This window comes from Pseudomonas sp. Irchel 3A18 (genome assembly GCF_900187465.1).
Lineage (GTDB): Bacteria > Pseudomonadota > Gammaproteobacteria > Pseudomonadales > Pseudomonadaceae > Aquipseudomonas > Aquipseudomonas cichorii.
On record NZ_FYDI01000005.1, the window covers coordinates 514,761 to 537,361 of the forward strand.

Annotated in this window: 20 protein-coding genes; 6 read left to right on the forward strand and 14 right to left on the reverse strand. The window is 56.4% G+C overall.

Going from position 1 to position 22,601, the window contains the following annotated elements:
- Positions 1–407 precede the first annotated feature (407 nt).
- Together CKW23_RS13160 and CKW23_RS13165 are read left to right on the forward strand one after the other, a co-directional pair.
- Positions 408–5,894 (forward strand): AvrE-family type 3 secretion system effector, encoded by a 5,487-nt coding sequence (locus tag CKW23_RS13160; RefSeq protein ID WP_159918423.1) that lies wholly within the window; start codon positions 408–410, stop codon positions 5,892–5,894.
- 110 nt (positions 5,895–6,004) lie between these two features.
- A complete protein-coding gene (locus CKW23_RS13165; RefSeq protein ID WP_025259539.1) occupies positions 6,005–6,613 on the forward strand; it encodes an aspartyl/asparaginyl beta-hydroxylase domain-containing protein in 609 nt (202 codons plus the stop codon).
- Positions 6,614–6,944: 331 nt separating this feature from the next.
- On the opposite strand, the gene CKW23_RS13170 is transcribed toward CKW23_RS13165, so the two are convergent.
- The 14 genes from CKW23_RS13170 to CKW23_RS13235 form a co-directional block, all read right to left on the reverse strand.
- Entirely contained in the window at positions 6,945–7,274 is a 330-nt protein-coding gene (locus CKW23_RS13170) for an HrpW-specific chaperone (RefSeq protein ID WP_095067701.1), read from the reverse strand.
- Position 7,275: 1 nt separating this feature from the next.
- A complete protein-coding gene (locus CKW23_RS13175) occupies positions 7,276–8,952 on the reverse strand; it encodes a pectate lyase (RefSeq protein ID WP_095067702.1) in 1,677 nt (558 codons plus the stop codon).
- Between the two features lie 146 nt (positions 8,953–9,098).
- Positions 9,099–9,497: a type III secretion system chaperone gene (locus CKW23_RS13180; RefSeq protein ID WP_025259536.1), complete on the reverse strand. Its 399-nt coding sequence runs from the start codon at positions 9,495–9,497 to the stop codon at positions 9,099–9,101.
- Between the two features lie 103 nt (positions 9,498–9,600).
- Entirely contained in the window at positions 9,601–9,954 is a 354-nt protein-coding gene (locus CKW23_RS13185; RefSeq protein ID WP_025259535.1) for a hypothetical protein, read from the reverse strand.
- Positions 9,955–10,263: 309 nt separating this feature from the next.
- Complete coding sequence (sctC, locus tag CKW23_RS13190; protein WP_256590448.1) at positions 10,264–12,216, reverse strand: type III secretion system outer membrane ring subunit SctC; 1,953 nt, start codon at positions 12,214–12,216, stop codon at positions 10,264–10,266.
- Positions 12,217–12,274: 58 nt separating this feature from the next.
- Positions 12,275–12,688, reverse strand: coding sequence for a type III secretion system chaperone (locus tag CKW23_RS13195; RefSeq protein ID WP_095067704.1), 414 nt, complete (start codon positions 12,686–12,688; stop codon positions 12,275–12,277).
- Positions 12,675–12,896, reverse strand: a complete 222-nt coding sequence (locus tag CKW23_RS13200) for a serine kinase (protein WP_025259532.1) — start codon at positions 12,894–12,896, stop codon at positions 12,675–12,677. The genes CKW23_RS13195 and CKW23_RS13200 overlap by 14 nt, the downstream gene beginning before the upstream one ends.
- A gap of 70 nt (positions 12,897–12,966) precedes the next feature.
- Complete coding sequence (sctL, locus tag CKW23_RS13205; protein WP_095067705.1) at positions 12,967–13,545, reverse strand: type III secretion system stator protein SctL; 579 nt, start codon at positions 13,543–13,545, stop codon at positions 12,967–12,969.
- Complete coding sequence (locus CKW23_RS13210) at positions 13,511–14,134, reverse strand: hypothetical protein (protein WP_095067706.1); 624 nt, start codon at positions 14,132–14,134, stop codon at positions 13,511–13,513. Before CKW23_RS13210 ends, sctL begins: the two co-directional genes overlap by 35 nt.
- Positions 14,131–14,916 carry a type III secretion system inner membrane ring lipoprotein SctJ gene (gene sctJ, locus CKW23_RS13215; protein WP_095067707.1) on the reverse strand — a complete coding sequence of 262 codons (786 nt, stop codon included), beginning with the start codon at positions 14,914–14,916 and terminating at the stop codon, positions 14,131–14,133. The genes CKW23_RS13210 and sctJ overlap by 4 nt, the downstream gene beginning before the upstream one ends.
- A gap of 10 nt (positions 14,917–14,926) precedes the next feature.
- Positions 14,927–15,295, reverse strand: a complete 369-nt coding sequence (locus CKW23_RS13220; RefSeq protein ID WP_025259528.1) for an EscI/YscI/HrpB family type III secretion system inner rod protein — start codon at positions 15,293–15,295, stop codon at positions 14,927–14,929.
- Positions 15,296–15,330: 35 nt separating this feature from the next.
- Positions 15,331–16,299, reverse strand: a complete 969-nt coding sequence (locus CKW23_RS13225; protein WP_095067708.1) for a DNA-binding protein — start codon at positions 16,297–16,299, stop codon at positions 15,331–15,333.
- 69 nt (positions 16,300–16,368) lie between these two features.
- Positions 16,369–16,575, reverse strand: a complete 207-nt coding sequence (locus CKW23_RS13230) for a hypothetical protein (RefSeq protein ID WP_025259526.1) — start codon at positions 16,573–16,575, stop codon at positions 16,369–16,371.
- A 117-nt stretch (positions 16,576–16,692) separates the two neighbouring features.
- Positions 16,693–17,616 carry a sigma 54-interacting transcriptional regulator gene (locus CKW23_RS13235; RefSeq protein WP_038400296.1) on the reverse strand — a complete coding sequence of 308 codons (924 nt, stop codon included), beginning with the start codon at positions 17,614–17,616 and terminating at the stop codon, positions 16,693–16,695.
- A 553-nt stretch (positions 17,617–18,169) separates the two neighbouring features.
- On the opposite strand from CKW23_RS13235, the gene CKW23_RS13240 reads away from it, so the two are divergent.
- From CKW23_RS13240 to solA, 4 genes are all read left to right on the forward strand, one after another.
- On the forward strand, positions 18,170–18,976 hold the full coding sequence (locus CKW23_RS13240; RefSeq protein ID WP_025259524.1) for an ABC transporter substrate-binding protein: 807 nt from the start codon (positions 18,170–18,172) through the stop codon (positions 18,974–18,976).
- 79 nt (positions 18,977–19,055) lie between these two features.
- The gene (locus CKW23_RS13245; RefSeq protein ID WP_025259523.1) at positions 19,056–19,784 is read left to right on the forward strand and encodes an amino acid ABC transporter permease; all 729 of its coding nucleotides are present in this window, start codon (positions 19,056–19,058) and stop codon (positions 19,782–19,784) included.
- A 2-nt stretch (positions 19,785–19,786) separates the two neighbouring features.
- On the forward strand, positions 19,787–20,473 hold the full coding sequence (locus CKW23_RS13250; RefSeq protein WP_095067709.1) for an amino acid ABC transporter permease: 687 nt from the start codon (positions 19,787–19,789) through the stop codon (positions 20,471–20,473).
- A 379-nt stretch (positions 20,474–20,852) separates the two neighbouring features.
- Positions 20,853–22,028, forward strand: coding sequence for an N-methyl-L-tryptophan oxidase (solA, locus tag CKW23_RS13255; protein WP_095067710.1), 1,176 nt, complete (start codon positions 20,853–20,855; stop codon positions 22,026–22,028).
- Positions 22,029–22,601 lie beyond the last annotated feature (573 nt).

Here is a 22,601-nt window from a genome sequence, read left to right on the forward strand (position 1 = left end):
ATTCCATCCTGGAGCTACAGGTCTTTTCAGGGGCGAACGGGTTCGGCGCCCATAATCTGGTCGAATGATTGAAAAACAGGGTCACGGACATTCACCTGCTGCTGATCAGCCAGGGTGAGGGGTAAACAAATGTATTGAGTTGCGATACACAAGCATCAATAGGATGGCGCTGGTGCAGTCATGGCGGGAAAATAACAGTTTCCGAACGTATCAATATCGACACAGTTGTAGCCGGGTATTTCAAAGAGAAGCATTCTCGTCCCATAAGCCAGGCAAAGCCGCAAACGGCATCGCCATGCTGGAACCAAGTCACAGGGCATTTCCACTCAGGGCAAAGGAAACCTTCCTTTACGGCCGGACAGCCATCGCGAGGTTGTTCCGGTCAGTCCATGACACGGAGAATGCTCATGATTCCGCTTAACAACACACCCGGCACGAGCCAGATACATGGCGCGACGTCCTCGGGCCACAACCCGCAAGGCCTCAACCAGCAAAACCAGCCACCGACACAGCGCACAGCCACTTCACTGGACAAACTGGGTCAGCACTCAACCACAAAAACCGGCCCGGTGACTCAGGACCTGCAGGCCACGCCAAAGATCGGCGTGCAGAGCAGCGGACAGTCCGAGATACAGAATCAGGACGCCAGCGATCAGGCCGCTCAAGCCACAGCACAGCGTATGCGCGGGGCGGGCTCAAGCCTGCGCGGTTCGGATAAATTGGGGCGCTCTGGGGGCGGAGAAAGCCGGGCAGAATCCTCGAAATCGAAGAAATCCGAAAGCAACGCAGAAAGCAGCGTCAAGTCAGAAGCCATGCCTCTGGCACAAAATGACCCGGTTGTGCTGAAAACAGAGGAGATGGGTTGGCCACTGCGCAACAGCGCACTGAAAAACTCCTTGATGGGCAAACCTAAAGCCGAATCCTCGAAATCGAATAAAGCCGAAGGCAAGAGCAGCGCAGGCGAGTCAGCCAAAGAAACGCCAATCCAGAAAGAGGCCGGTACATCATCTAAGCAGGAGATTACCGAAACCGGATCACCGAAGCTTTCCCGTGATGAGCAGGCGCTTCAGAACGCAGCTCAGGCCAGAAGCAGATCGAATACCAGACTCAGTGGCAGCGATGGCCTGGGCCGGGCCCTCAACGAAGGCCGCGAGTCCCTCCCCAGACCCGATAGCAACGCGGTCACTCTGGACAAGAAAGGCAAGGCCAGTTTCGAGAACTTCAGCCCACCGGCGCTGAACACCTTGCTTCAAGATACCGTTGGCAAAAAGGATAAAACCTACCTGGCCCATCATTACACGGGGAAAGGCAACGATCAGGTCCTGCTGGAACCCAAGGGCCACCTGCTCAAGATGCAGCAGAGTGAAACAGGCTTCACCCTGTTGCGCAGCAGTAAATCGCTGGATGTACCGTCAGGTAGCAAACCTGGCAGCGTCACGCTCCAACGCCAGGGCAACTCGATGAACCTCGAAGGCCTGAAATCGACGGTCACACAAGCCCTGCCGGACAAAGCGCACATTGCCCACTTGAGCGGAGCCCATCAGGACAGCAGCGGCCAGACGCTGCGCCTTCATGATGAAAAGCTTTATCAGTTCAAGTCGGACACTTCCAAGTGGTCCCCCCTTCCCGATACAGGCGACAAAAAATTCAGCAGCCTTTCAACGGAAGGTGACGGCAAGCTCTATGCCCGTAGCGGCGACTCGCTGATCAATCTGTCCAGCGATAAAAAACCCGAAATCCAACTCAAGGATCTGGCGGCACATTCGGTTGCCTCCGACGGAACCGTGGCCATGCTGGCGGGCAAGGACACCCAGACCCTGCAGTTGGGCAAGATGGGGGAAGTGCCAGAGCTGCATATCACCCTCAACCTCAACGATGGCAAGTCCGAAGCCAGCAGCATCGGCCTGACCAAGGATCGCCTGTTCGTCGCCGATACCGAAGGCAAGCTGTACAGCGCCTCGCGCAACGAGCTTAAAAGCGATGATGGCGTCCTGAAACTCATGCCGGAGAAAAACTACCAGCCAGAAGATGGCAAGCTGGGAGCGCGTCATCAGGTCACCGGTTTCATGAGTGGTGATGACGGGCAGATGCATGCCTTGGTCAAGGACGGTGCCGGCCAGGTCCACTCCCATACCCTGGATGAAAAGACCTCCAGCCTCCAGAGCGGCTGGAACCTCTCGGACGTGAAGGTTCTGGAAAATACCCAGGGCCTGCCTGTAAAGAGCGAGCCGACTTCGGAAAACATCTACGACCTGCACAGGAACGGTCGCGTAGGCCTGGTGGATGGCAGTATCCAGGCATGGGATACGACCACTCAGGCCTGGAAAGACACCGGCGTCAAAGATATCGATGCGCTGAAACGCGGCATCGACGGCAATGCCTATGTGCTCAAGGACGGCAAGGTTCACGAGCTGAAAGTGACTCCCGACTACGGCAAGAGCACCTTCAACGACACCCACAACCTGAAAGATACGCCACGCTCTACCAAGGTCGAACTGGGCGATGCCATCGCGGGCCTGGAGGACCGCGTGATCAAAGACTTTGCCATGTACAACGACAAACAGTTCGTGGCCCTTGATGACAAAGGCCGCATGACCGCCCACCACAAGGAAGGCGATCCAACTGAAATGACCCGCCATGGCCTGGAAGGCACTGTTGCCTACCTGACCCTGGACGCCAATGGCGTGCATGCTGCAACCAGCAATGGCGATCTGTTCTTCATGCTCAACGAGGACTGGCAGAAAAAACCGACGGATACGCCATTGCAGTCCCAGCCTTCGACCTCCACAGCGGCTGAGGACAAACCTTCAACATCCGCCGCAGCAGCGGACAAACCTTCAACATCCGCCGCAGCAGCGGACAAACCTTCAACCTCCACTGCAACAGCGGACAAACCTTCAAGCCCCAAGGCATCGGAGTCCAAAACAGACAGCGAGCCCAAATGGCAAAAAATCCCTCTCAGCTTCGGGAGTGAGATAGCCAGTATTCGTACAGAAGTGGATAACACGCTCAGCGTTTCGCTGAAAAACGACCCCAATGGTAACGGCGCCTATCAGCTCAAGGACAAGAAATGGCAAACCATTGACCATCGTCCTGCCGATCAGAACGAACTGAACACGATATTCAATCGACTCGACAAAAGCATGGCAAGGGTGAGCATTCCCGGAGTCGGCACATTAAACTATACCTCCAACCTGCTGGGCCGCAGCGGTATAGAGCAAAGCAATAAATCCAGCACGGTAGAGTTCACCAAGGCTTACGTTTTCAAGCCCGATCTGGAAATACGACCGGCCAAGAACGTAGTGAACTATTTCGACCACAAGATCAATGGCCGGGTCGGTCTGGCAGACGTCTACAATGCCCAGTCCCCCTTGTTTCATGACTTGAAGGAAATCCGCCAGGCACCAGGCAAGGCCCCGGAAGCCGGCCACGACCTGAAAACTCGCATCGCCAAACTGGATATCGGTGAAGAAGGCAAGGAGTTGACCAAAAGCCTGGAGTCTTTCCGCGAAGAGCTGGAAAACCACAGCCGCAAGGCGGTCATGACCCTGGGCGAAAAAGCAGGCCTGCTCAACCTTCATGGAGAGCCCACGGAAAAAGGGAAAAAAGCCGCGAGTAAACTGGAGTCTGCGCCTCCAAAACGTAATGAACCCAAGAATGACCTGATGGCACTGACTCAGGGTGCTCTGGACAAAGTCTCTCCGTCCTCGGATAACCCGACCGGCGCATTGCTCAAGTCCCTGCAGGGCATGGGCCTGAAAATGAAGCATCTGGATGCCGATACCCCCGCGGGCAAGCGTCGCCATGGCCACGATGAACATGCCCTGACCAAGGCACGCCTGGCTCTGGATATCAAGACCCTCAATGAGGTCGGACAGCTGCTGGACAAAGCTGAAAAACTCCCTGATGGCCCCGACAAGAATGCCCAGATAAAGGCCATCAAGCACGAATTGACCCATCTGCGCGACAAGACCTATGGCGAAAATCCGATCAAGCACGTTTCGGACATGGGTTTTACCGAGCACTATCAGTTGGAAAAGTCCTACGACGGAATCAAGGCTTTCCTGAACGGTTTCCACAAGCCGGATCACGCCACCAGCCTCAACATGCGCGTCGCCACCGGCAGCAAGGATCAGGCCGAGCTGGCTGAAAAATTCAAGAACTCGCTTAAGCAGCTGGAATTTCCGGACGACGAAATCAGCCTTTCACGCAGCTACGGCATGACCTTGAGCACGCCCTTCATTGGTATAGCCAAACACGTGACAGGCCCCTTCCCCAGCGGGCAGTACACCAACACCCGCAATTACGCCTTTGCGGCCGAGCGCGGCGAAAAGGGCGTGGAAGTCTATCTGCTTCGTGAACGTGCCAACCTGCTCAGCGGTACCGTGGGAGCCGGCAAGGATGTCCTGCCGGACATTACGAGCGCCGGTGAATACGCAAAACTGACCACCCTGGATCTGGGCAATGAAAAACGTGGCGCACTGGCCTTTCGCGTAGGAGGCGATATAACGCTTGCGGGTACCCACACCCAACGTACCGGTGTGGCATTTACAGTGCCGGATGAAAAGATCGATCAGTTCGTCGACAACCTCTTCACAGGCAAGCTGACAGCACTGGATGTTCTCAAGGAAGGCGCAAACCACAAGGCCCACGAAATGAAGCGGGTCAATGTCGACTTGACTGCGGGGGCCAACACCGAGTTCCGCGTACAACTGGGCATCTCGGATCATGACAGCAAGCCATTGACAGCCTCTGCACGCTTCGGTGTCGGTTTCACCGCCAACGTCAATCTTGCCAACTTCACCTGGCAAAAACTGAGTCAGGAAAACGATACCAGTCGCATGGATGAAAAATCCCAGAACAGGCCTCGTCTGCTCAACAACTTCAATGCCGGATTTTTCGCCCGCGCTCAGGTTGTCGGCGGCCATACCAATCCAACCCCGAGCTCGGCCCCCGGCTCTCAGGCAATCACGAGCACCAACGGCATCACTGGAACCGCCTCCATTGACGACAAGACAACCAAGCGGATCAAGTTCCAGTTCAAGGAGGCGGCACCGCTGACCACCGCCAATGTGACCAAACTCGCAACGTCGTTGGGCGATGCGTTCAAGGACAAGGCTTCGAAGGCCGAACTGACTCGACTGGCCGACCATAAACAACCGGAATACAAGGACGCCAGTGCCAAGGAGAAAATCCAGATTCATCTGAAGGGGCTCAATGACTTCTTTGCCAGCAAGACGCCGGAAAACGATGATCAATACGCAGCATTGCGTTCTCTGAAACGTTCCACGGCCCAGCAGGAAGCCTCGGTCAACAAGCACAGCGTGCTGGACAATGGTCGCTTTGAAAGTAACTACACCAACCTGGCGCGCCTGGACTCGCAGAACCTTACTTCCAAGATCATGAGTGTGATTTACGGCAATCATCAGACCAGCAACGCGGAGAACATCGCCAAGCTGATCGATCAGGACCCGGCACTCAAGTCGATACTCAAAGAGTTTCAAAGCCAGCCTGGCACCCTGGCACGGGTTCGCCTGGAGCCCAAGGACCATGTCTTCGACAGGGTCGATGCCGGCAGCCGGGATGGCACTCTCACGCAAAAAGAAATGTTCGAACTGCTCAGCAACCGCGACAACATGCGGGTCCTGGCTATTTCGATCTTCAAGAGCGCAGCACAGACCGAAGGTTTCACCACTCCCACGCCATTGGTCAGTGCCAATAGCTCAGCCTCAATGGCCGTGAACAAGACCCTGGCCAAGGTGAACTTCACCTACGGCGAGGATCAGGACAAACCCAAGGCGTACTTCGTGAACGGTGAGATTTCCCGAGCATCGGACACACAGAAAACCGTAATGCAAGACCTGCAGAAAAGCGGACTGGAACTCAAGAGCTAAGCCGCTCCCGTTCTTTGTTCACTGACGTAAAAAACAGGCTCGCGGCGCAAACAGAATTGCGCCGCGAGCCTCACCTGTTCTGTGTTTTGACTGCTCAAAGGAACCTCAAGATGACTACCGCTTTTTATGCTCTCGACGATTTTCCGGAACTGGCCAACCTGGTCGCCAACTGCGCGGTGATCCAGGAAGAGCTCGCGACTCTGGATGCACCTCTGCTCGATATCGACCGTACCAACAAGCAGCATCAGCAAGTACACGAAGAACTGAGCGAACACCTGCAACAGGGTGGCGATTACGGCTGGCTCAAGGGCTGGGGTGCCGAAGGAGGCAACCGTGACTGGACGCAATATGCGCTGCTGTTCAGAGACACGCCTATCGGCCCGGCCCAGGCGACCATGCCCCGCACTCTGGAGTTGTTCAAGCCGCTCAAGGGCATAAAAGTCGTGGCCCTGGCCCGTATGGCGCCTCACAGTTTTCTGAGCTTGCACCGTCACCCGGAACTGACGGATGAAGGCCTGTTGCAGATGCACATCACCCTCAGCGCCGCCAATGAAGCCAACTACTCCTACCTGAACGTGGCGGGCGAGTTCTATCACCAGAAACCGGGCACAGGCGCGATTTTCGATGGCTCGCTGGATCATTTCGCCGTCAACGCCACTCCGGTTCCACGGACCATCATCTACATGGAGTTCGAGAAAGAGAAGTTCATGAAGCATTGATTGAAGTAAACGCTGTACCCGTCCCACAGAGCGTGAGTAACGCCTGTGGGATTTTTTGTGTCTGTGTTTTGAGCAGAATGAATTCGCAAGGTGGGGTTTCAAACGACGTATATTTATTGGATTTGATGGCCCTTCGCGAATGAATTCCCCCCTCCCGTAGGAGCGAATTCATTCGCGAGACGTCATTGAGGACGATAGATTTCTTCAGCTTCACGGGCCTCTCGCGAATAAATTCGCTCCTACCAGGGTAGTGCCAGTCAGCAAACGCAAACAGCGCCCATAAAAAAACGGGCTCTTCAAGAGCCCGTTTTGTTTCCCGCCTTACGCACTGTCAGTGCACGACCGGCTTGGCACCCGCAGCTTCCAGCAAGCGATCAGCCAACAACCGCACGATCCAGAAGGCTGTCAGCGAAGCATCGCCACGCAGCTCGTCAGCACCTGCATCACGCTTGAAGTCCGACTCCAGGCTGTCAATGTAATTGTTCAGGCTGAACTGGCCATTGACCCGGTTACCCGGCTTGTCGAGGGTGCTCTGCAGACGCTCGTTGACCAGAGCGATTGCACTTTCAAACGCCTGACGCTGTGCCGGAGTCAGGTAACCGCCGTTGCGTACCAGAGAGGACCATGACACCTCTTCAGGCTTTTGTTCCGTGGCTGTCATATCAGACCTCCTTGTGGTTGGTAGAACCCGGCAGCTTGTCGTAAGGGTGCTCTACGTTCTTCAGGTTGATGCCGCTGGTGGTCAGGTTCAGGCCTTCACTGTCGCTCTTCACGAAGGAGAACTTGCCGTTTTCAGCGTCGACGTTCTTCAGGTCCAGGTTCCAGTTGCCTTGCTGCCCACCGTTGGTGCGCATGAAAGTACCGAAGTCCTTGGCCTTGAAGTTGTCCACACTCACGTTAGCGTCGGCATTGAGCTGGAAGATCTTGTCATTGGCGCCCTGAGCACTGCTGTTGGTGATGTTCAGGTTAGTGACTTTGGCACCGCCTTCACCCTTCACGGTCAGTGCATCTTCACCGACGTTGGTCCAGTGAACGTTATCGACGTTTACAGCCTTCTCGTTGCCAGCACGAACGTGCACGCCATCAGCGGCGTTTTCACCGAAGGTCACGTTTTTCAGGGTGGCGCCTTCAGCCAGTTCAAACATTGGCTTCTGTCCTTCGCCCTGTCCGCCATCACCCAGGCTAGGGCCGGCAGTAAAGGTCTTGCCCTGGCCATCGAACACTTCGCCCGGACCTACCTTGATCGTTTCGTTGACTACGGTCGGGCTGCCCGAAGCAGTCGGGAAAGATACTGGCGTGGATGAACCAGCAGCACCAGTGCCTGCAGGGCTACCTGTGCCAGGAGTCGGAGCCGCGCCACCGATGGATGGAGTTGGAGCTGCACCGCCGCCGCCACCACCCACAGATGGAGCTGGAGCACCGCCGCCACCACCGCCACCCACAGATGGAGCTGGGGCACCACCGCCACCACCGCCGCCCACAGATGGAGCTGGAGCACCGCCGCCACCACCCGCAGATGGAGCTGGAGCCCCACCGCCGCCACCACCAGCCGGAGCACCGCCACCGCCACCGCCGCCAGTCCCCTTGCTGGAGGAGTCAGACGGCTGGTTGAAGGTTTCCGGATGGCTGTCCATGAACTGGGCGATCATTTCCAGCAGCTCTTTGAGCTTGCCGTCCTGGGATACCTGGCCACCGCCATCGGAGGTCGGCTGGATCGCGTTATCCATGGAGCCGCCACCCAGGCTTTTCATCAGCGTGTTGACCAGGTCTTCAACGCTGCCGGAACCGCCACCTGCACCCTGAGCACCACCCAGGCCCTGGCCTGAGCCCAGACCTTCAAGCCCCTTGGTGCCGCCACCAGCACCGCCGCCTGCACCGCTTACCGGCGAACCGGAACCGGAGCCCGCACCGTTGCCACCGCCTTCGCCAGCGCCCGACGAAGAGTCGGAGCCGCCAAGAATTTTTTCGAACAGGGCCATCAGAACCTGAGTCAGCAGCTCTTTGGACGATTCGTCACCAGTGCCGTTAGCACCCTTGGAACTGCCATCCTTCTGCTCGCCGCCTTGCAGGGACTGCAGCAAGGAGTCGATGTCGCTCTGGCCCGACTTGCCAGCCTGGCCCGCACCGGAACCCGAACCTGCGCCGGCACCAGCACCACCGGAGCCAGAACCGGAACCGAGCAACATTTCAGCCAGCATGCCGGCCAGTTGCTCCAGAGCGGATTGTCCGCCCTGCCCCGTAGCAGCACCAGCTGTAGCCCCACCCAGACCACCGGAGAGTCCCGAAAGACCGGAAAGACCACTTTGGGAAAAACCCGAAATACCCGCGATATCAGCCATTTTCTACCTCGTTCCTTCATTTAGAGTATCCGGAGTACGGCAATCAATGCCGTTCTGGCCGGGGGTAGTGCCATCGAGAGGATCGACCCCGTAGTGGCACTCACCGTTGTGTGGCAACAGCCGACAGACGGTTCCCAAACAAATACTCAATTCAGCAAGGGCTGAACGGTGGTGCGGGTTTGCTGGACCTGCGTCATGAAGCCGTTGACCAGATCGCAGAACTGCACTTCGTCGAGACGAGCCAGTTCACGCTGGGTGCACAGACGCAGCTCTTGCTGATCAAGGGCCAGCCAGCAGCCACGCAGACTTGCAACATCAAAGTTGATGTTGAGCAGACGCTGCATGTTTTCCTGGCTCTTGCGCACTTGGCCCAGACTGCAATGAATAACCACATTGTCACTGAGCTTGGGCACTTCGATAACGGCGGCTTGACGGTTCTGGCTGTCATACAAAGCGCAGACACCATTTTGGAGGGTTAAAGATGTACCGAGTGTTTCACTAAGACGCGCAATAAAACGTTGCGCGTCGCGTTGGGAGTTCGCCATTGAATTTTCCTCAAGTTTGTCGTTGCTCAAAAAATGGATCCAGTGCGACAACTGAGTGGAAAATTAATGGCGAGCGGTTCCGGCTGGAATAAATATTCTGAATCTAGTGTTTAAACCCGGTCAATGTGAGGAACTCACTGAGCAGGCCATGCAAGGTGTCTTCGCGTCGATAATCACGACCCAGTTCGTGCCAGACGACGAACCGTTGCTGATTGTCCAGACAGATATAGTAACCGTCATAGGACTCGACGTCCTCGAAGCGGCGCTTGAGCGTGTCGGAGAAGAGGTTGGGCCGCTGCGCCTGGCGCTCTATCATCAGCGCCAGCCCCCAGCCCACGCTGTCTCTGCGATACACGAAATCGATGCCAGGGGCCCATTGCCAGGTACTCGGCTGCTGCTCGCCGATGCTGACAAGGAAATCTCGCTGGTCGCTACTACGCAGAATCGTTTCAGTCATTCAAATGTACCGTAGTGTATTCAGTTGCGTCGTTACGCAGTTCAGGAGACCACCAAACTTTAAGGCCGGAACTATTGGCGTCAACTTGCTGGCATTCACTGGCAGAACAAGATGATTGCATTGTCGCACAAGCACTCAACAAGAGAGTAACAATAAATAAGGCACCTGCATGTAACAACTTCATTTCGGATTCTCCCTACAAACGGACTGTACTGAATTCGGCCCTGAAAAGTACTGTGTTAATGGGTTGTGTCGCTATTTAAACAATAGATGTCACTGTGCCTGAAACCGTTCTCCATCCCATAGGTTTCAAGGCGGCAGTATTGATACTCTGGCAGGACTGGCAGGTGTCGCAATCGTCGCCACCGGCCGGGTTGCCACAAACACTTCAGTTGATTGACCTGGCTGAAGGCGCCCGGCAGGCAACATTGTTACAGCAAGTGTACGACCCCCGGAGCAAGATGCCAGAGAGAAATCCTGAGCCTTGCTGCTGTTGTTGCGCACGACTCCGACAGCAATATCGAAGCCATTACCGCCAAACCATTGACCCCGCGCAGGATCAATCGAAAGCCCACTCCCCACTCTACACAGGTCCCCCAGACGCACACCAGACGATGCTTCTTTAACATCACTCGGGATACGTCCCTTGACCAGGTCGGCAAAAGCGTTGGAGATGGCTATTTTCTTGCGCTCGCGACTGTTGGGCGAACCACTGAGGGCCAGCGCCTTATCCAGTTGTGGACGGTTTTCAGTGGCGATGTAGCGCGCAGGATCGATCTGGTCACCAATCAGCCTTGGCGTGAGGATGAACAGACGCTCGCGTCGTGAAACCTCCTGGCGCTTGGAAGTGAACAGCGGGCCCAGAACAGGCAGGTCACCCAGCAGCGGCACCTTGTCATGACGCTGGCCGGTTTCATCGACATGAAACCCGCCAATCACCAACGAACGGTTTTCGCTGATGACCGCCTGGGTGCTGACCGTGCCTCGCTTCACATCCGGGGTTTCGCCGTCGCGAGAACGATCGAGTTGGCCGTCCTCGATATCGATGATCAACTGGAAACGGTTGGGCTGCGCACCGGCAATGGTACGAGGTATGACTTGCAGGCTGGTCCCGGCAGTGACCGATTGCACGTTGGCGACCCGCTCACCGGTGGCCGTGATATACGCGGTGCGGCTGAAATCGATCACGGCGGGCTGGTTTTCCAGGGTCAACACCGAAGGCCTGGCGATCACGGATGCCACACCCTGCCCTTCAAGCGCCTGGATGTCGGCAAAGAAGCGATCGAAATCACTGATGGAAAGCGTGGCCGAACCACCGGTCAGGAGTGAGCTGCCAACGTTTACCGAGCCGGCACGTGCCGACCAGCGAGATTCCAGAGCGCTCAGTTGGGTACGATCGATATCCAGAATGATTGCGTCGATTTCCACCAGATTGCTCGGTTGATCCAGTTGCTGGATCAACTGCTGATACATGTCGCGCTTTTCCGGGTTGTCATAGATCAGCACCGCATTGTTGCGCACATCGGCGACCACCTTGCGATTACTGGAGGTCTTGCCGGCCTTGGGCTTGTCACGTGAGGCGGTACGTTCGGTGGCCAGGTTGATGATCTTGTTGCGGCCGATATCCGCCATGCCCTGCAAGGCCTGGATATTGGCCATCGGGTCCTGGGGTGAAGGCGGTACGACCTGCTTGCTGTCCAGCAAGCCGTCGAGCAGTGTCGCAACACCGGGAATAGTGATGCTCTGCTCCCGATAGTGGATCTCGCGATCGGCCACGGCGGCATAACGCAACGAAAACATCATGACCTGCTGCTTCTCTTCAGCCTTGACCTTTTCCTTGCTGAAACCGCGGATCAGCTCGATATAGCGAGCCGGACCACTGACCAGCACCACTCCCTCATCCGGCAGTTCACCCCAGCCGAAACGCTTGTCCAGCAGACCGATATCGGTCAGCGCCTGCTTCAGGTCGGGGGCGGCATCGGAAGACACTTCCAGCCGTTGCGAGACTTGCCCCGACTGTGGGCTCACGTACAACTTGCCGTTGTACAGGAACCACTGAAATTGATGTTCCAGGGCCATGCGATCCAGGAACTCCTGGGCATTGCCCGCGCGAATCTTTGCATCCACCACACCGCTGACGCCATTCATCTCCAGGCCCACGCCATAGGAGCTGGCAAAATCCTTCAGCACGGTGCTCAAGGGAGTCTGGGCTGCCTCGTAGGCATAAGCAGACTGGCGCCACTCTTCAGGTACTGCGGCCATGGCAACCTCTGCCTGCATGCACAGCAGTCCAAGGCAGCACAGTCGTTTCAAGCATTGCTTAAACATAAGAGCCTCTCAGTGCCATAGGCCGCATGAATTGCCTTGGCGGGGTCACCTTCCTGGGTTCAAGCATCGATTCCCAGACATCGCGCTGGTTGACCAGCTCTTCGATGTCATGAATGACCAATGCCGTACTCTGAAACTTCTGGTATTGCACAAGGCACAAGTGACTGGTTTCGGGATCCAGTGCCAGCGCCCCGCGAAAGCGTCTGATGCTGGGGCCGGAAAGGCGCAATGCGGCCTCGAGCCCATCATCGCCACCGCGCCATGCCGCGCTCAGCGGTGCGAGATAAATCAGCCCTGCATTGCTGCGTTTGATGCTTAACGGCTGCTGATCGACTTGCAACAGCAAGACAGGTTCGTTGCTGTCGAGCCAACGCTCGACAGCAACGGTCAGATCAGCGGATTTCATTGATGATTGCCTTGGCCAGGTTGTGCTTGACCACAATTTCCTGGTTCACAGCCCAGCTGGCAGTCGAGGACTGCCGGATAGCCGAGTTGAAGGCGTGCCAATCATCCGGAGAGAAGGCGTCCAGACTCAGTGCAGCCGAGTCCAGATCCTTTTGAGTGTTTTCGAAGTTGTTGTCGAGACGGCGTCTGAGTGCATCGGAAGAAAGCATGGTGATACTCCTGGTTCGGGAACTCATGACTGAGTGGCAAGCGCAGGAGTTTGGTTCCAGAATATTCCGATCAAGGCCAAAGATGACGTTGCAGGGCGCTCCAGCTCAGGCTGAAATCCCCATGCTCGGTGCGCAGGCTGATGGCATCGAGGTCAAGATTCGGATCACCTCGCAACGTCCAGCCCAGTTGCCCCTGCTCTTCCAGGCTCTGGGCAAGCAGCGGTATCTGGTCGGGATGGCAATAGATCAAGGCCGACTCTTCGTTGGGGCTGGCCGAGGTCAGTTGCCGCAGGACTGCGCCGACTTTCTGGCCGTCCGACAATTCGCCCAGCACAAGCTGTAATGCCTGCTGCACCAGGTCTTCAGCTGCCTCGACAATCGTTGCCAGTGTCTGCTCCCGTTGCTCGCGCAGATCATCGAGCAATGACTGGGCCTGCTGCCAGACCTCTGCACAGGTTTCTTCTTCGCAGCGCCGACGCAACGCCTCGGCTTCAGCCTCGGCAGTTTCAAGAATTTCCCGTGCCCGGGCACGGGCATCTTCCAGCAGCTCCTCTGCCAGCAGGCTCTGCTCAAGAACTTCCCGGCGCAGAAGCGGCTCGTTAACCGTGGAGCGGTTACTGGTAAGCGTCAGACTGCGACTGGTCAACATGCGGACTTCCCTCAATGCTGTTGCTCAAAACGTACCCACCCACGGCCTGCCACAAGGCACACAATCTGGCTTGGGGTATGTCATCCAATGACAGGCATTCGGCCTGATCCACGGCATCGCGAGCGAATTTGACCCGCAGTCGCTGCCAGAGCCGGTCACCGACCCACGCTCTCAACAGACTCAGACCCGCAACCCGAGGCTGTCGGGCGTCCCAGTGTTCAGGCAGCCAGTGCCCGGGCTGCAAGGCCCTGCCCAAGCGACGACACCAGAGCCAGGCCGGCTCGTCCAGGCTATCAGGGCGCGGCAGGCGACTGCCGGCACAGATCCCCACACAGAGTTCGAGTGCCAGCGCCCATTGCTCATCGTTCAGCTCCAGCAAGGGCAACAACAGGGCATCGGGTGCAGGCGGCAGGGTCGAAGTCATGCCCAGGTAGCGGTCGACCATTGCGTCATCGACCTGCCCCAACAGCCTCAAGGTTGAGGCGTTCATGCCTGCCGAATCGTGCAGTTGCCAACTTTCATGGGCCTGGCGCCAGCCCTGGGTCCACCAACATACCCAGACCAGCGCCTGCGGCTCGCTCACTTTCATTTCGGCGGTTCCGCTGCTACAGCAGGCCGCGGCATGAAGCGCTGTCGCCATTGCGGGTTGAGTGCCCACAGGCCAGCCAGCATCAGGGCGATCCCGAACGTACAGAGCACCGCCATCCACTGCCAGAACTCCAGGCGGTCGCGCGTCATGGTGAACGGCCCGACACTGACCATTGGCACCGACTCCTGATAACCCTGAGAAGGAACGAACACCACTGCCAGTTTTTTCTCGTCCGCATTGGCCATGCCGGGAATACTGCTGGCAACCATGCGCCGTATACGCGGCAATACGCTGTCGGGCTCAAGGTCCGGGCGGTATTTGATGAACACCGCCGCCGAGGCCGGCTGTACCGGCTCCCCCGGCGCAATGCGCTCGGGCAGCACGACATGCACCCTGGCAACCACGACACCATCGATCTGCGACAGGGTCTGCTCCAGTTCCTGAGACAAGGCGTAGATATAGCGCGCCCGTTCTTCCATGGGAGAGGAAATCACACCCTCCTTGCGAAATACTTCCCCCAGCGTCGAGCGTGACCGGCGAGGCAGGCCTACGGCCTCCAGCACCTTCACCGCACGGGAAATATCCTGCGTGGAAACCAGGACGGCGACTCCCCCCTTGTCCAGGCGCTTTTGCGCGTCAATGTTTTTACCCGCAAGCTCTGCCAACACTTCGTTGGCATCCTGCTCGGTCAGATCGCGATGCAGCTCCATACGGTCGCCGCAACCAGCCATCATTAACGCCAAAAGCATAAGGATGGCCAGCCTGATTGCCTTGGGGTGCATAGTCGGGGCCTTATTGCAGACTGGTCAGTTTTTCCACAGTCTGGGCCGCCTTGCTTACCAGCTTGGCGCTGAGCAGGCTTTCCAGATAAAAGGAAGACAGGGAACGGTTGGCATCCATTGCCATTTTCGGATCGCTCGAGCGAGCGGCTCGCTGCAGGTCTCGATCAACCCTTTCCGACTCTTTCTGGTAAGCGGTCGATGCCTTGGAAATAGGCGATACCAGCATTTGCGAATCGCTGGCAGGCTTGGGATCTGCAGAGCGCATGGCGGCATTGAACCAGGCAATGTCCGCCTCGGCAGGAGTAGGGCCAGACGGTGGCGATGTCACCTCTGTCTCGAAGAGGCCAGTGTGATGAGTTGATACGCGAGTAACGGCCATGTTTGCTTTCTCCTGCCAAGACGAAGGTTTACAGATCAACCGCGATAGTCGGTGACGCTTTGCTGAACAAGAACGGACAGAACGTTGCCCGCCGCGATGCTCGCATCGGTCTTCAAGGTGTTGCCGGCGCCACCGTTCTGGAAATTCTGTTCCGCATTGGGAAACAGGCCGCCCAGCGAATTGCCCTGAGCACTGTCCTTGATTTCGCCCTTGATCATGTTGATGGCTTTCTGGAACTGCTCGCCTTCAGCCTTGGACATGACGTTGTCGCCCTCGGAGAGCTCCCCCATCCAGTCCTTCGACTTGCCGTCCGGTTTTCCGAACTCTTCCGGATGCATGTCCATGAAGCGCGAGACTTCCTTGAGAACGTCTTTGTCCTCGAAGTTGAAGCTCATCTGGCCGCTTTTGGCATTCGGGGCAGTATTGGGCGTCAGCAGGTTGTCGAGTTTTTCCTCGCCCAGGCTGCCCAGCAATGCGGCCAGCAGTTCCTGAAGGCCACCACCGGAAGCTCCGTTGCTGGCTGCCGAACCACCACAGCCCGACGAGGAATGGGTGCCGGTATTGTTACCAGTATTGAAACCCGAGTTCCCCGTACCGAAACCCGAACCACCAGAGACGTTCTGGCCTTTGGAGCCGCCACTGAGGAATTCGTTGATCAGACCTTCAAGACCTTTAGTGAAGGATTCTTTCTCCTTACTGTTGAGGTACTTGTCTTCCGACAGCTCGTCGCGCCAGCCATTGACCTTGCCATTGGCGTCGTGCGGTTTTCCGAACTCGTCAGGATTGCGATCCATGTAGTCGGCAACCATGCCAAGCAACGGATTGTCAGTGTTACGGATGTTGGCGCCGCTGCCCGACTTTTCAAACAGCGAATCACCCAGCAATGAAGCGATCTTGCCAGCACTTCCGTTAGGGTCGGACTGCATGGTAGACATTTGCGTACTTGCGAAGGAGCTCTGGAAAGTGGTGCCTTGCGCAGCGCCTAACGAAGAAGAAGGAATCATGGATTTACTCCTTGGAAACCGAACAGGTTGAAGCCCTCCTGGGGTGAACCAAGAGGGCACGGCAACCACTTAGTAGTTGATCGCCTTACCGGTTTGCTGAGCAGCGTTCTGCGCCTTGGTGGCAGAATCCTGGTAGGCGCTGGCGATACCGTTGATGGTATCTGTCTGCATTTTGTTCGATTGTGCTTCGGCGTTCATCATTGTGGTTGCAGCAGCAGTAGAGTCCATCAGGGTCATTGCGGACATCGAAGCGCCGAGGGAAGCGGTACCAGCCATAGTTATTACTCCTGATCATCGAGATGGTTTGGACACCAAATTGGTGTTCGAACATTGAGTGGTCGATTTTCAGAAGCGGTTCCATGCGAACGCACGAATGAGGAAGTAAATAAAAAACTACGGCTCCGGCGAGTTGATACTGAGGCTTTTCATGCGGTGATAAAGGGTGCGTCGGGGAATGCCCAGTTCACTGATCACGGACTCGATACACTTGGGATGACGCGACAGACAATCCTGAATGAGCGCCTTTTCGAACTGGCGAAGATACCCCTTGAGAGGAACATTGCCTTCCAGGTGCGGATCTTCGTCGGTGCCCAGCGGTGACATGCCCAGCACGAAACGCTCTGCCGCGCATTTAAGCTCGCGGATATTGCCGGGCCAGCGATGACTGAGCAGGCGGTTGAGCACGGCAGGATCACGCTGGGGAAGCGGCTGATGGTGCTTCTGAGCCGTCTCCATGACGAAACGCTCGAACAACGAAGGAAGATGGTCAAGGCGCGAACGCAGGGTAGGCAACTGGATCTTGATGACGTTCAGGCGAAAAAACAGATCTCGCCGAAACTTGCCCTCCTCTACCAGTTTCTCCAGCGGCGTCTGTGTCGCGACAATCACACGCAGGTTCAGCGACACGAAACGTGTCGAGCCCAAGCGCTCTATTCCGCGCATTTCCAGCACGCGCAGCAGCTTTGCCTGGAGCAGCAACGGCATGCTGTCGATTTCATCCAGATAAAGCGTCCCGTTGTGGGACGCTTCTATATAGCCGGCCCGCGACTTGGATGCGCCGGTGTATGCCCCCGCCATGACCCCGAAAAGCTCACTCTCGGCCAGTTGCTCGGGCACGGCGGCGCAGTTGAGTGCGACCAGAGGACCTTCGCGACCCGACAACTGGTGAATGCGTCGTGCCAGGGTGTCCTTGCCGGTGCCCGTCTCCCCCTCCAGCACCATGTCGACGTTGAGCGGAGCCGCCTTGCGGATAAACGACTGCAGCGTGCCAAAGATATCGAGGACCTCATGCTCCATCTGCGAAGAGTCAGTATTCATAAAGCCCTCATCCATCCATCTCCTTGCGATGATAAACACTTCCGCTGAATATCAGGAATACCCTCGCCGACGGATCTCGGCAGTCTGCCGACGACTGACGCCGCGAAACGGGTACTTTAAATTAACGTCCAGCAATTATCTCGTTTTGATTTTCTATTAAAACCATTGATTTCTCGGTAAAGGCACCGGGGTGACAGGCAGCATGTAAAAACCGAGACGAAAGCCTCATTGCACCGAGGCGGCTTTGCAACTTTGCAAGTCGTTTAAGAGCCCGGCCGTTTATGGTAGGGAAAGTGCGTTCTTATTCGGTTTTCCGAACGCGTAATAAAACCGTCGTATATTTCTGGCACATCTTTCACCTTGATTCATATACATGTCCTGCGCGCTCTAACAACTGCACGCATAAGCGCCCTGTGACGCTCACTGCATGAAAAGGAGCACACGACCCTGAATATTCCAAAAAAGAATTACAAGATTCCTTTATATTCTTTTTAAGATCACCCATGAGCTGCAACACTCATCGTCAGAATCATCCATAAAGTGTTGAGAACTCATGAAAAAATTGACTGCCATTACTGCCCTGTCCCTCGCCGTGCTCTCGGGTCTGGCTCATGCCGACCGCCTGGAAGACATCAAAAAATCCGGTGTCTTGAGGGTGGCTGCTTTCGACAGCAATCCGCCGTTCGGTTTTGTAGATGCAAAAAGCAAGCAAATAGAGGGCCTGGATGTGGATTACGCCAAGGCCATCGCCGACAAGCTGGGTGTGAAGCTGCAATTGCAACCCACAAACCCTGCAAACCGGGTGCCGCTACTGGTCGCCAACAAGGTCGATCTGGTTCTGGCCAATTTCACCATCACCCCGGAGCGGGCCGAGCAGGTGAACTTCAGCATCCCCTACTTTTCCTCGGGCCAGCAGTTCATCGTCAAGAAAGGAACGCTCAAGAATCAGGATGACCTGAACAAATGGCGCGTGGGCGTCGACAAAGGCACTGTCAACGAAGGCGTGCTGCGCGAGAAATTCCCCGGTGCCAAAGTGATTGCCTACGATGATACGCCTTTTGCCTTCACCGCACTGCGCAACGGTAACGTGCAGGCTATCACTCAGGACGGTCCGAAACTGATCGGCCTGCTGGCCAATGTGCCGGACAAGGACAAATACGAAGTCCCGCCCTTCACCATCTCAAATGACCTGATCGGAGTCGGAATTCCGAAAGGCGAAACCGCACTGACCGAGTTCGTCAACCAGACACTGGTAGAGCTGGAATCCAAGGGTCAGGCGCAGAAAATCTATGACACCTGGTTCGGCCCGAACACCCCGACACCTCTGGCCCGTCTGTTCAAGATCGGTGACAAGAGCTGATCCCGAGCGACCCGTTTCTCGGTAGCCCGCTGCGGACAACCCGGCGGGCTCTTTCAATTCTGGATGGATGTTGCATCTGATGTTCGGTGAACTGCTGGGCCCGCAATACCTGCATTTGTTGTTCGATGGATTTCTGCTCACGCTAGGCCTGTCGATCCTGGTCTGCCTGAGCGCCACAGCGCTTGGCTTTCTTGTCTGCCTGGCACGCATTTCCTCTTCGCGTCTCTGGTCCTGGCCTGCACGGGGCTATCTGTCGCTGTTTCGCAATACGCCTCTGCTGGTGCAGTTGTTCTTCTGGTACTTCGGGGTCAGCGCCCTGTTGCCTGAAGCGCTGGTCAGCTGGCTGAACATGCCACACGAAGTGAACCTGGCCGGCCTGCTGATCGAATGGCCGTCATTCGAGTTCATTGCCGGTTTCTGGGGCCTGATGCTCTATAGCAGTGCGTTCATCGCCGAAGAGTTTCGCGCCGGTGTCGCTTCGGTGCGCGCCCAGCAGCGCACTGCCGGACAAGCTCTGGGGCTGCGCCCCGCGCAAGTCTGGCGTTATGTCGTGCTGCCTCAGGCCGTGCGCACGGCGCTTGGGCCATTGCTGGGGCAATACATGAATGTGCTGAAAAACTCCTCGCTGACCATGGCCATCGGCCTGGCCGAACTGTCCTATGCCTCGCGTCAGGTCGAAACCGAAACCTTCAAGGCTTTCCAGGCCTTCGGTATCGCCACCTTGCTGTACATCGTGAGCATCGCGCTGATCGAAGCCATCGGCCAGATGATCCAGCACAGCAAGCGTTATCGCCAGGGAGCGGCCTGATCGTGGACTTTTCAGTCATAAGCGACAACTTCGCCTACCTGATGGTGGGCGCGTATCCGGACGGGCCATTGGGCGGTGCGGCACTGACGCTGATTCTCAGCCTGCTGTCAGGCGTTCTGGCCGCCGCATTGGGCCTGGTGCTGGGAGTGGCCCTGGTACTGGTGCGCGGCCGGACACGCTGGGTATTGCTGGGAGTGCTGGGTTTCTTTCGCGCCATTCCGGTGGTGATGCTGATTTTCTGGACCTACTTCCTGTTGCCGATCCTGTTCAAGATCGATGTCCCGGCCTTGCTCACCGTGGTTTGCGCCCTCTCGCTGATTGGCGGCGCCTACCTGGCGCACTCCGTCCACTCGGGCATCCTCAGCCTGTCTTCAGGCCAATGGGCAGCCGCCAAGGCGCTGGGCATGAGCCCGTGGCAAGTGCTGCGCCTGATCATCCTGCCCCAGGCACTGCCGATCATGCTGCCTTCATTCCTCAATCAATGGATCTCGCTGATAAAAGATACCTCGCTGGCCTATGTGATCGGTGTCGCAGAGCTGTCGTTCGTGGCAACCCAGGTCAGCAACCGGGTCATGGTGTACCCCACGGAGATTTTCCTGTTCATCGCTCTGGTGTACTTCATCATCTGCTCGGCACTGGACCTGATGGCCAATCGACTCACGGGCGCCGGAAGCGCGAAAAAAAGCTGAAAAAATAATCGGATTCTGTGCGCTTATTCGCGAATTCAGGATCCATTTTCAGCCCTCCAAAGGTCACGGGGCAGGTACATTTCACGAGCTGTTCATAAAATAACCACACAGCCACAGGCCACGTAGAACGTGGCTTACAAAAAGTTACCCACAGACATACCCACGTTTTCCGTGGACAACTTTTCAAAAAATCCGGACCTGAAAAATACAGGAGAGCGCAAGTCAAAAATCATCGACGGTGTGAAGTTTTTTGCACGCCCTCCCCTTACCCACCGATTCGACAAGACTATGCAGTTCAGGCCTGTGCTTATGCCTTTTTGACTGTTGCCTCAAATGCACTGGTTCTCTGAAATAAGCGCTTTTTCGAGGCGGCCTGCAGATGGAACAACGGTGCGAAGTGGCAGTTCTGGGCCTGGGAGCCATGGGCGCGGCAACCCTTTATCAATTGGCCAAAGCCGGGGTCAATGCCATTGGCGTGGATCGCCACAACCCGCCACATACTTATGGCTCCAGCCACGGTGATACGCGCATCACCCGTCTTTCCGTCGGTGAAGGCCCGCAATATCTGCCGCTGGTGCGCAACTCTCACGCCATATGGCGCGATCTGGAGGCGCTGTCCGGCGAGTCTCTGTTCGAGCAGTGCGGCGTGCTGGTGATGAGCTCCCACCCGGCTTACGACCCGCAAGACCCGCAGGACTTCACTCACAAGACCATCCAGCTGGCTCAAGCCTATGGCGTGGAGCACGAAGTTCTGTCAGCACCCTCCATTCGCCAGCGATTCCCGCAGTTTGCGCCGGTACTGGATAGCGCCATCGGCTACTTCGAGCCCGACGGTGGTTATGTGCGGCCAGAGCGCTGTATTGCCGTGCAACTCCAGCAGGCCAAAGCCCATGGAGCCAAAGTCCTGACAGACGAAACCGTCACTCACTTGCAGACTCATGGCGAAGGCGTACGCATCACGACCGATAAAGGCTCGATCCTGGCCGACAAGGTGGTCGTCAGTGCCGGCATGTGGTCTGCCGACCTGCTCGGAGCGCCTTTCGATCGATTGCTGAGGGTCTGCCGGCAAAAGCTGTTCTGGTTTGAACTGGAAGATCAGGCGGTCTTCGCGCCCGTCTCACCCAGCTTCATCCTCACCCACGGGCCGGGCGAGGTGGATATCAACTACGGCTTCCCGCCGCTGGCTGGCGAAGGCAGTATGAAGATGGCCACCGAGCAATACGTCGACGTCTCGCAACCAGAAACCCTGGAGCGGACCATCACGGCGGCAGAAGAGCAGGACATGTTCCGGACCCAGGTCAGCGGCAAGATAGCCGGGCTGTCCTCCAGGGTCGTCAGATCCTCAGTATGCGCCTACACGGTGACACCGGATTACCACTTCATCATCGATGAACACCCTCGCCTTAAAAACGTGACCGTTGTATCCGCCTGCTCGGGGCACGGCTTCAAACATTCCGCCGGACTTGGACAGGCACTGGCCCAACAGTGTATTCATGGAAAGAGTGAGGTGGACTTGTCGGCGTTTTCGTTGAAGCGTTTCAAGTTAGAAGAATAAAAATTCAATGACCTGCTGCCGAGTGATGCACGTCGAGAAACTTGCCAACTCGTCGGCAGGCTTACTTGGAAAAAAGCAAACGGAAAAGACTTGGAAAATTTGATACTTATTAAATCTGACAATAAAAACAACTGACAGCTCACATCACACATTGTAAAGCCAGACCCCTTCTGCCCCCTGACAATAGTTGAGCACTCGTTCTTCATTAACGTTGGGTTTATTACCGACATCCATTTAATCAACACCTGCTCGGACAACAGCCGGACACGACGAAAAACGAGCATGAAGCCACCATAATTACGCTAAAAACGGACAATCTGGTCAGGTTTTCGTGCAGAGTTTTTCGGCAGTGCATCACCCAGGGCTGTTGAGGCATCTGCTATAAGAAGGGATTTTAGCGCGCCTTGGACAGCCACTTTCCTGAAACGTTCAAAATCAGGAGACCCAATGGCAAAGTAATTTTTGAATAAATACTCTACTACCGGCAGAAAGAATGCGGGCATTTTTCAGTAAAGGTTAAAGCGCAACGGCCACTCGTTTGTAAATTTCAAAAGAGCTGGATCATGAGGCCCA

Excerpts from the sequence above, each read along its gene's own strand:
- CKW23_RS13160 (WP_159918423.1), top strand. The coding sequence starts at position 408 with ATGATTCCGCTTAACAACACACCCGGCACGAGCCAGATACATGGCGCG.
- CKW23_RS13165 (WP_025259539.1), top strand. The coding sequence starts at position 6,005 with ATGACTACCGCTTTTTATGCTCTCGACGATTTTCCGGAACTGGCCAAC.
- CKW23_RS13170 (WP_095067701.1), bottom strand. The coding sequence starts at position 7,274 with ATGACAGCCACGGAACAAAAGCCTGAAGAGGTGTCATGGTCCTCTCTG.
- CKW23_RS13175 (WP_095067702.1), bottom strand. The coding sequence starts at position 8,952 with ATGGCTGATATCGCGGGTATTTCGGGTTTTTCCCAAAGTGGTCTTTCC.
- CKW23_RS13180 (WP_025259536.1), bottom strand. The coding sequence starts at position 9,497 with ATGGCGAACTCCCAACGCGACGCGCAACGTTTTATTGCGCGTCTTAGT.
- CKW23_RS13185 (WP_025259535.1), bottom strand. The coding sequence starts at position 9,954 with ATGACTGAAACGATTCTGCGTAGTAGCGACCAGCGAGATTTCCTTGTC.
- sctC (WP_256590448.1), bottom strand. The coding sequence starts at position 12,216 with ATGGCCGCAGTACCTGAAGAGTGGCGCCAGTCTGCTTATGCCTACGAG.
- CKW23_RS13195 (WP_095067704.1), bottom strand. The coding sequence starts at position 12,688 with ATGAAATCCGCTGATCTGACCGTTGCTGTCGAGCGTTGGCTCGACAGC.
- CKW23_RS13200 (WP_025259532.1), bottom strand. The coding sequence starts at position 12,896 with ATGCTTTCTTCCGATGCACTCAGACGCCGTCTCGACAACAACTTCGAA.
- sctL (WP_095067705.1), bottom strand. The coding sequence starts at position 13,545 with ATGTTGACCAGTCGCAGTCTGACGCTTACCAGTAACCGCTCCACGGTT.
- CKW23_RS13210 (WP_095067706.1), bottom strand. The coding sequence starts at position 14,134 with ATGAAAGTGAGCGAGCCGCAGGCGCTGGTCTGGGTATGTTGGTGGACC.
- sctJ (WP_095067707.1), bottom strand. The coding sequence starts at position 14,916 with ATGCACCCCAAGGCAATCAGGCTGGCCATCCTTATGCTTTTGGCGTTA.
- CKW23_RS13220 (WP_025259528.1), bottom strand. The coding sequence starts at position 15,295 with ATGGCCGTTACTCGCGTATCAACTCATCACACTGGCCTCTTCGAGACA.
- CKW23_RS13225 (WP_095067708.1), bottom strand. The coding sequence starts at position 16,299 with ATGATTCCTTCTTCTTCGTTAGGCGCTGCGCAAGGCACCACTTTCCAG.
- CKW23_RS13230 (WP_025259526.1), bottom strand. The coding sequence starts at position 16,575 with ATGGCTGGTACCGCTTCCCTCGGCGCTTCGATGTCCGCAATGACCCTG.
- CKW23_RS13235 (WP_038400296.1), bottom strand. The coding sequence starts at position 17,616 with ATGAATACTGACTCTTCGCAGATGGAGCATGAGGTCCTCGATATCTTT.
- CKW23_RS13240 (WP_025259524.1), top strand. The coding sequence starts at position 18,170 with ATGAAAAAATTGACTGCCATTACTGCCCTGTCCCTCGCCGTGCTCTCG.
- CKW23_RS13245 (WP_025259523.1), top strand. The coding sequence starts at position 19,056 with ATGTTCGGTGAACTGCTGGGCCCGCAATACCTGCATTTGTTGTTCGAT.
- solA (WP_095067710.1), top strand. The coding sequence starts at position 20,853 with ATGGAACAACGGTGCGAAGTGGCAGTTCTGGGCCTGGGAGCCATGGGC.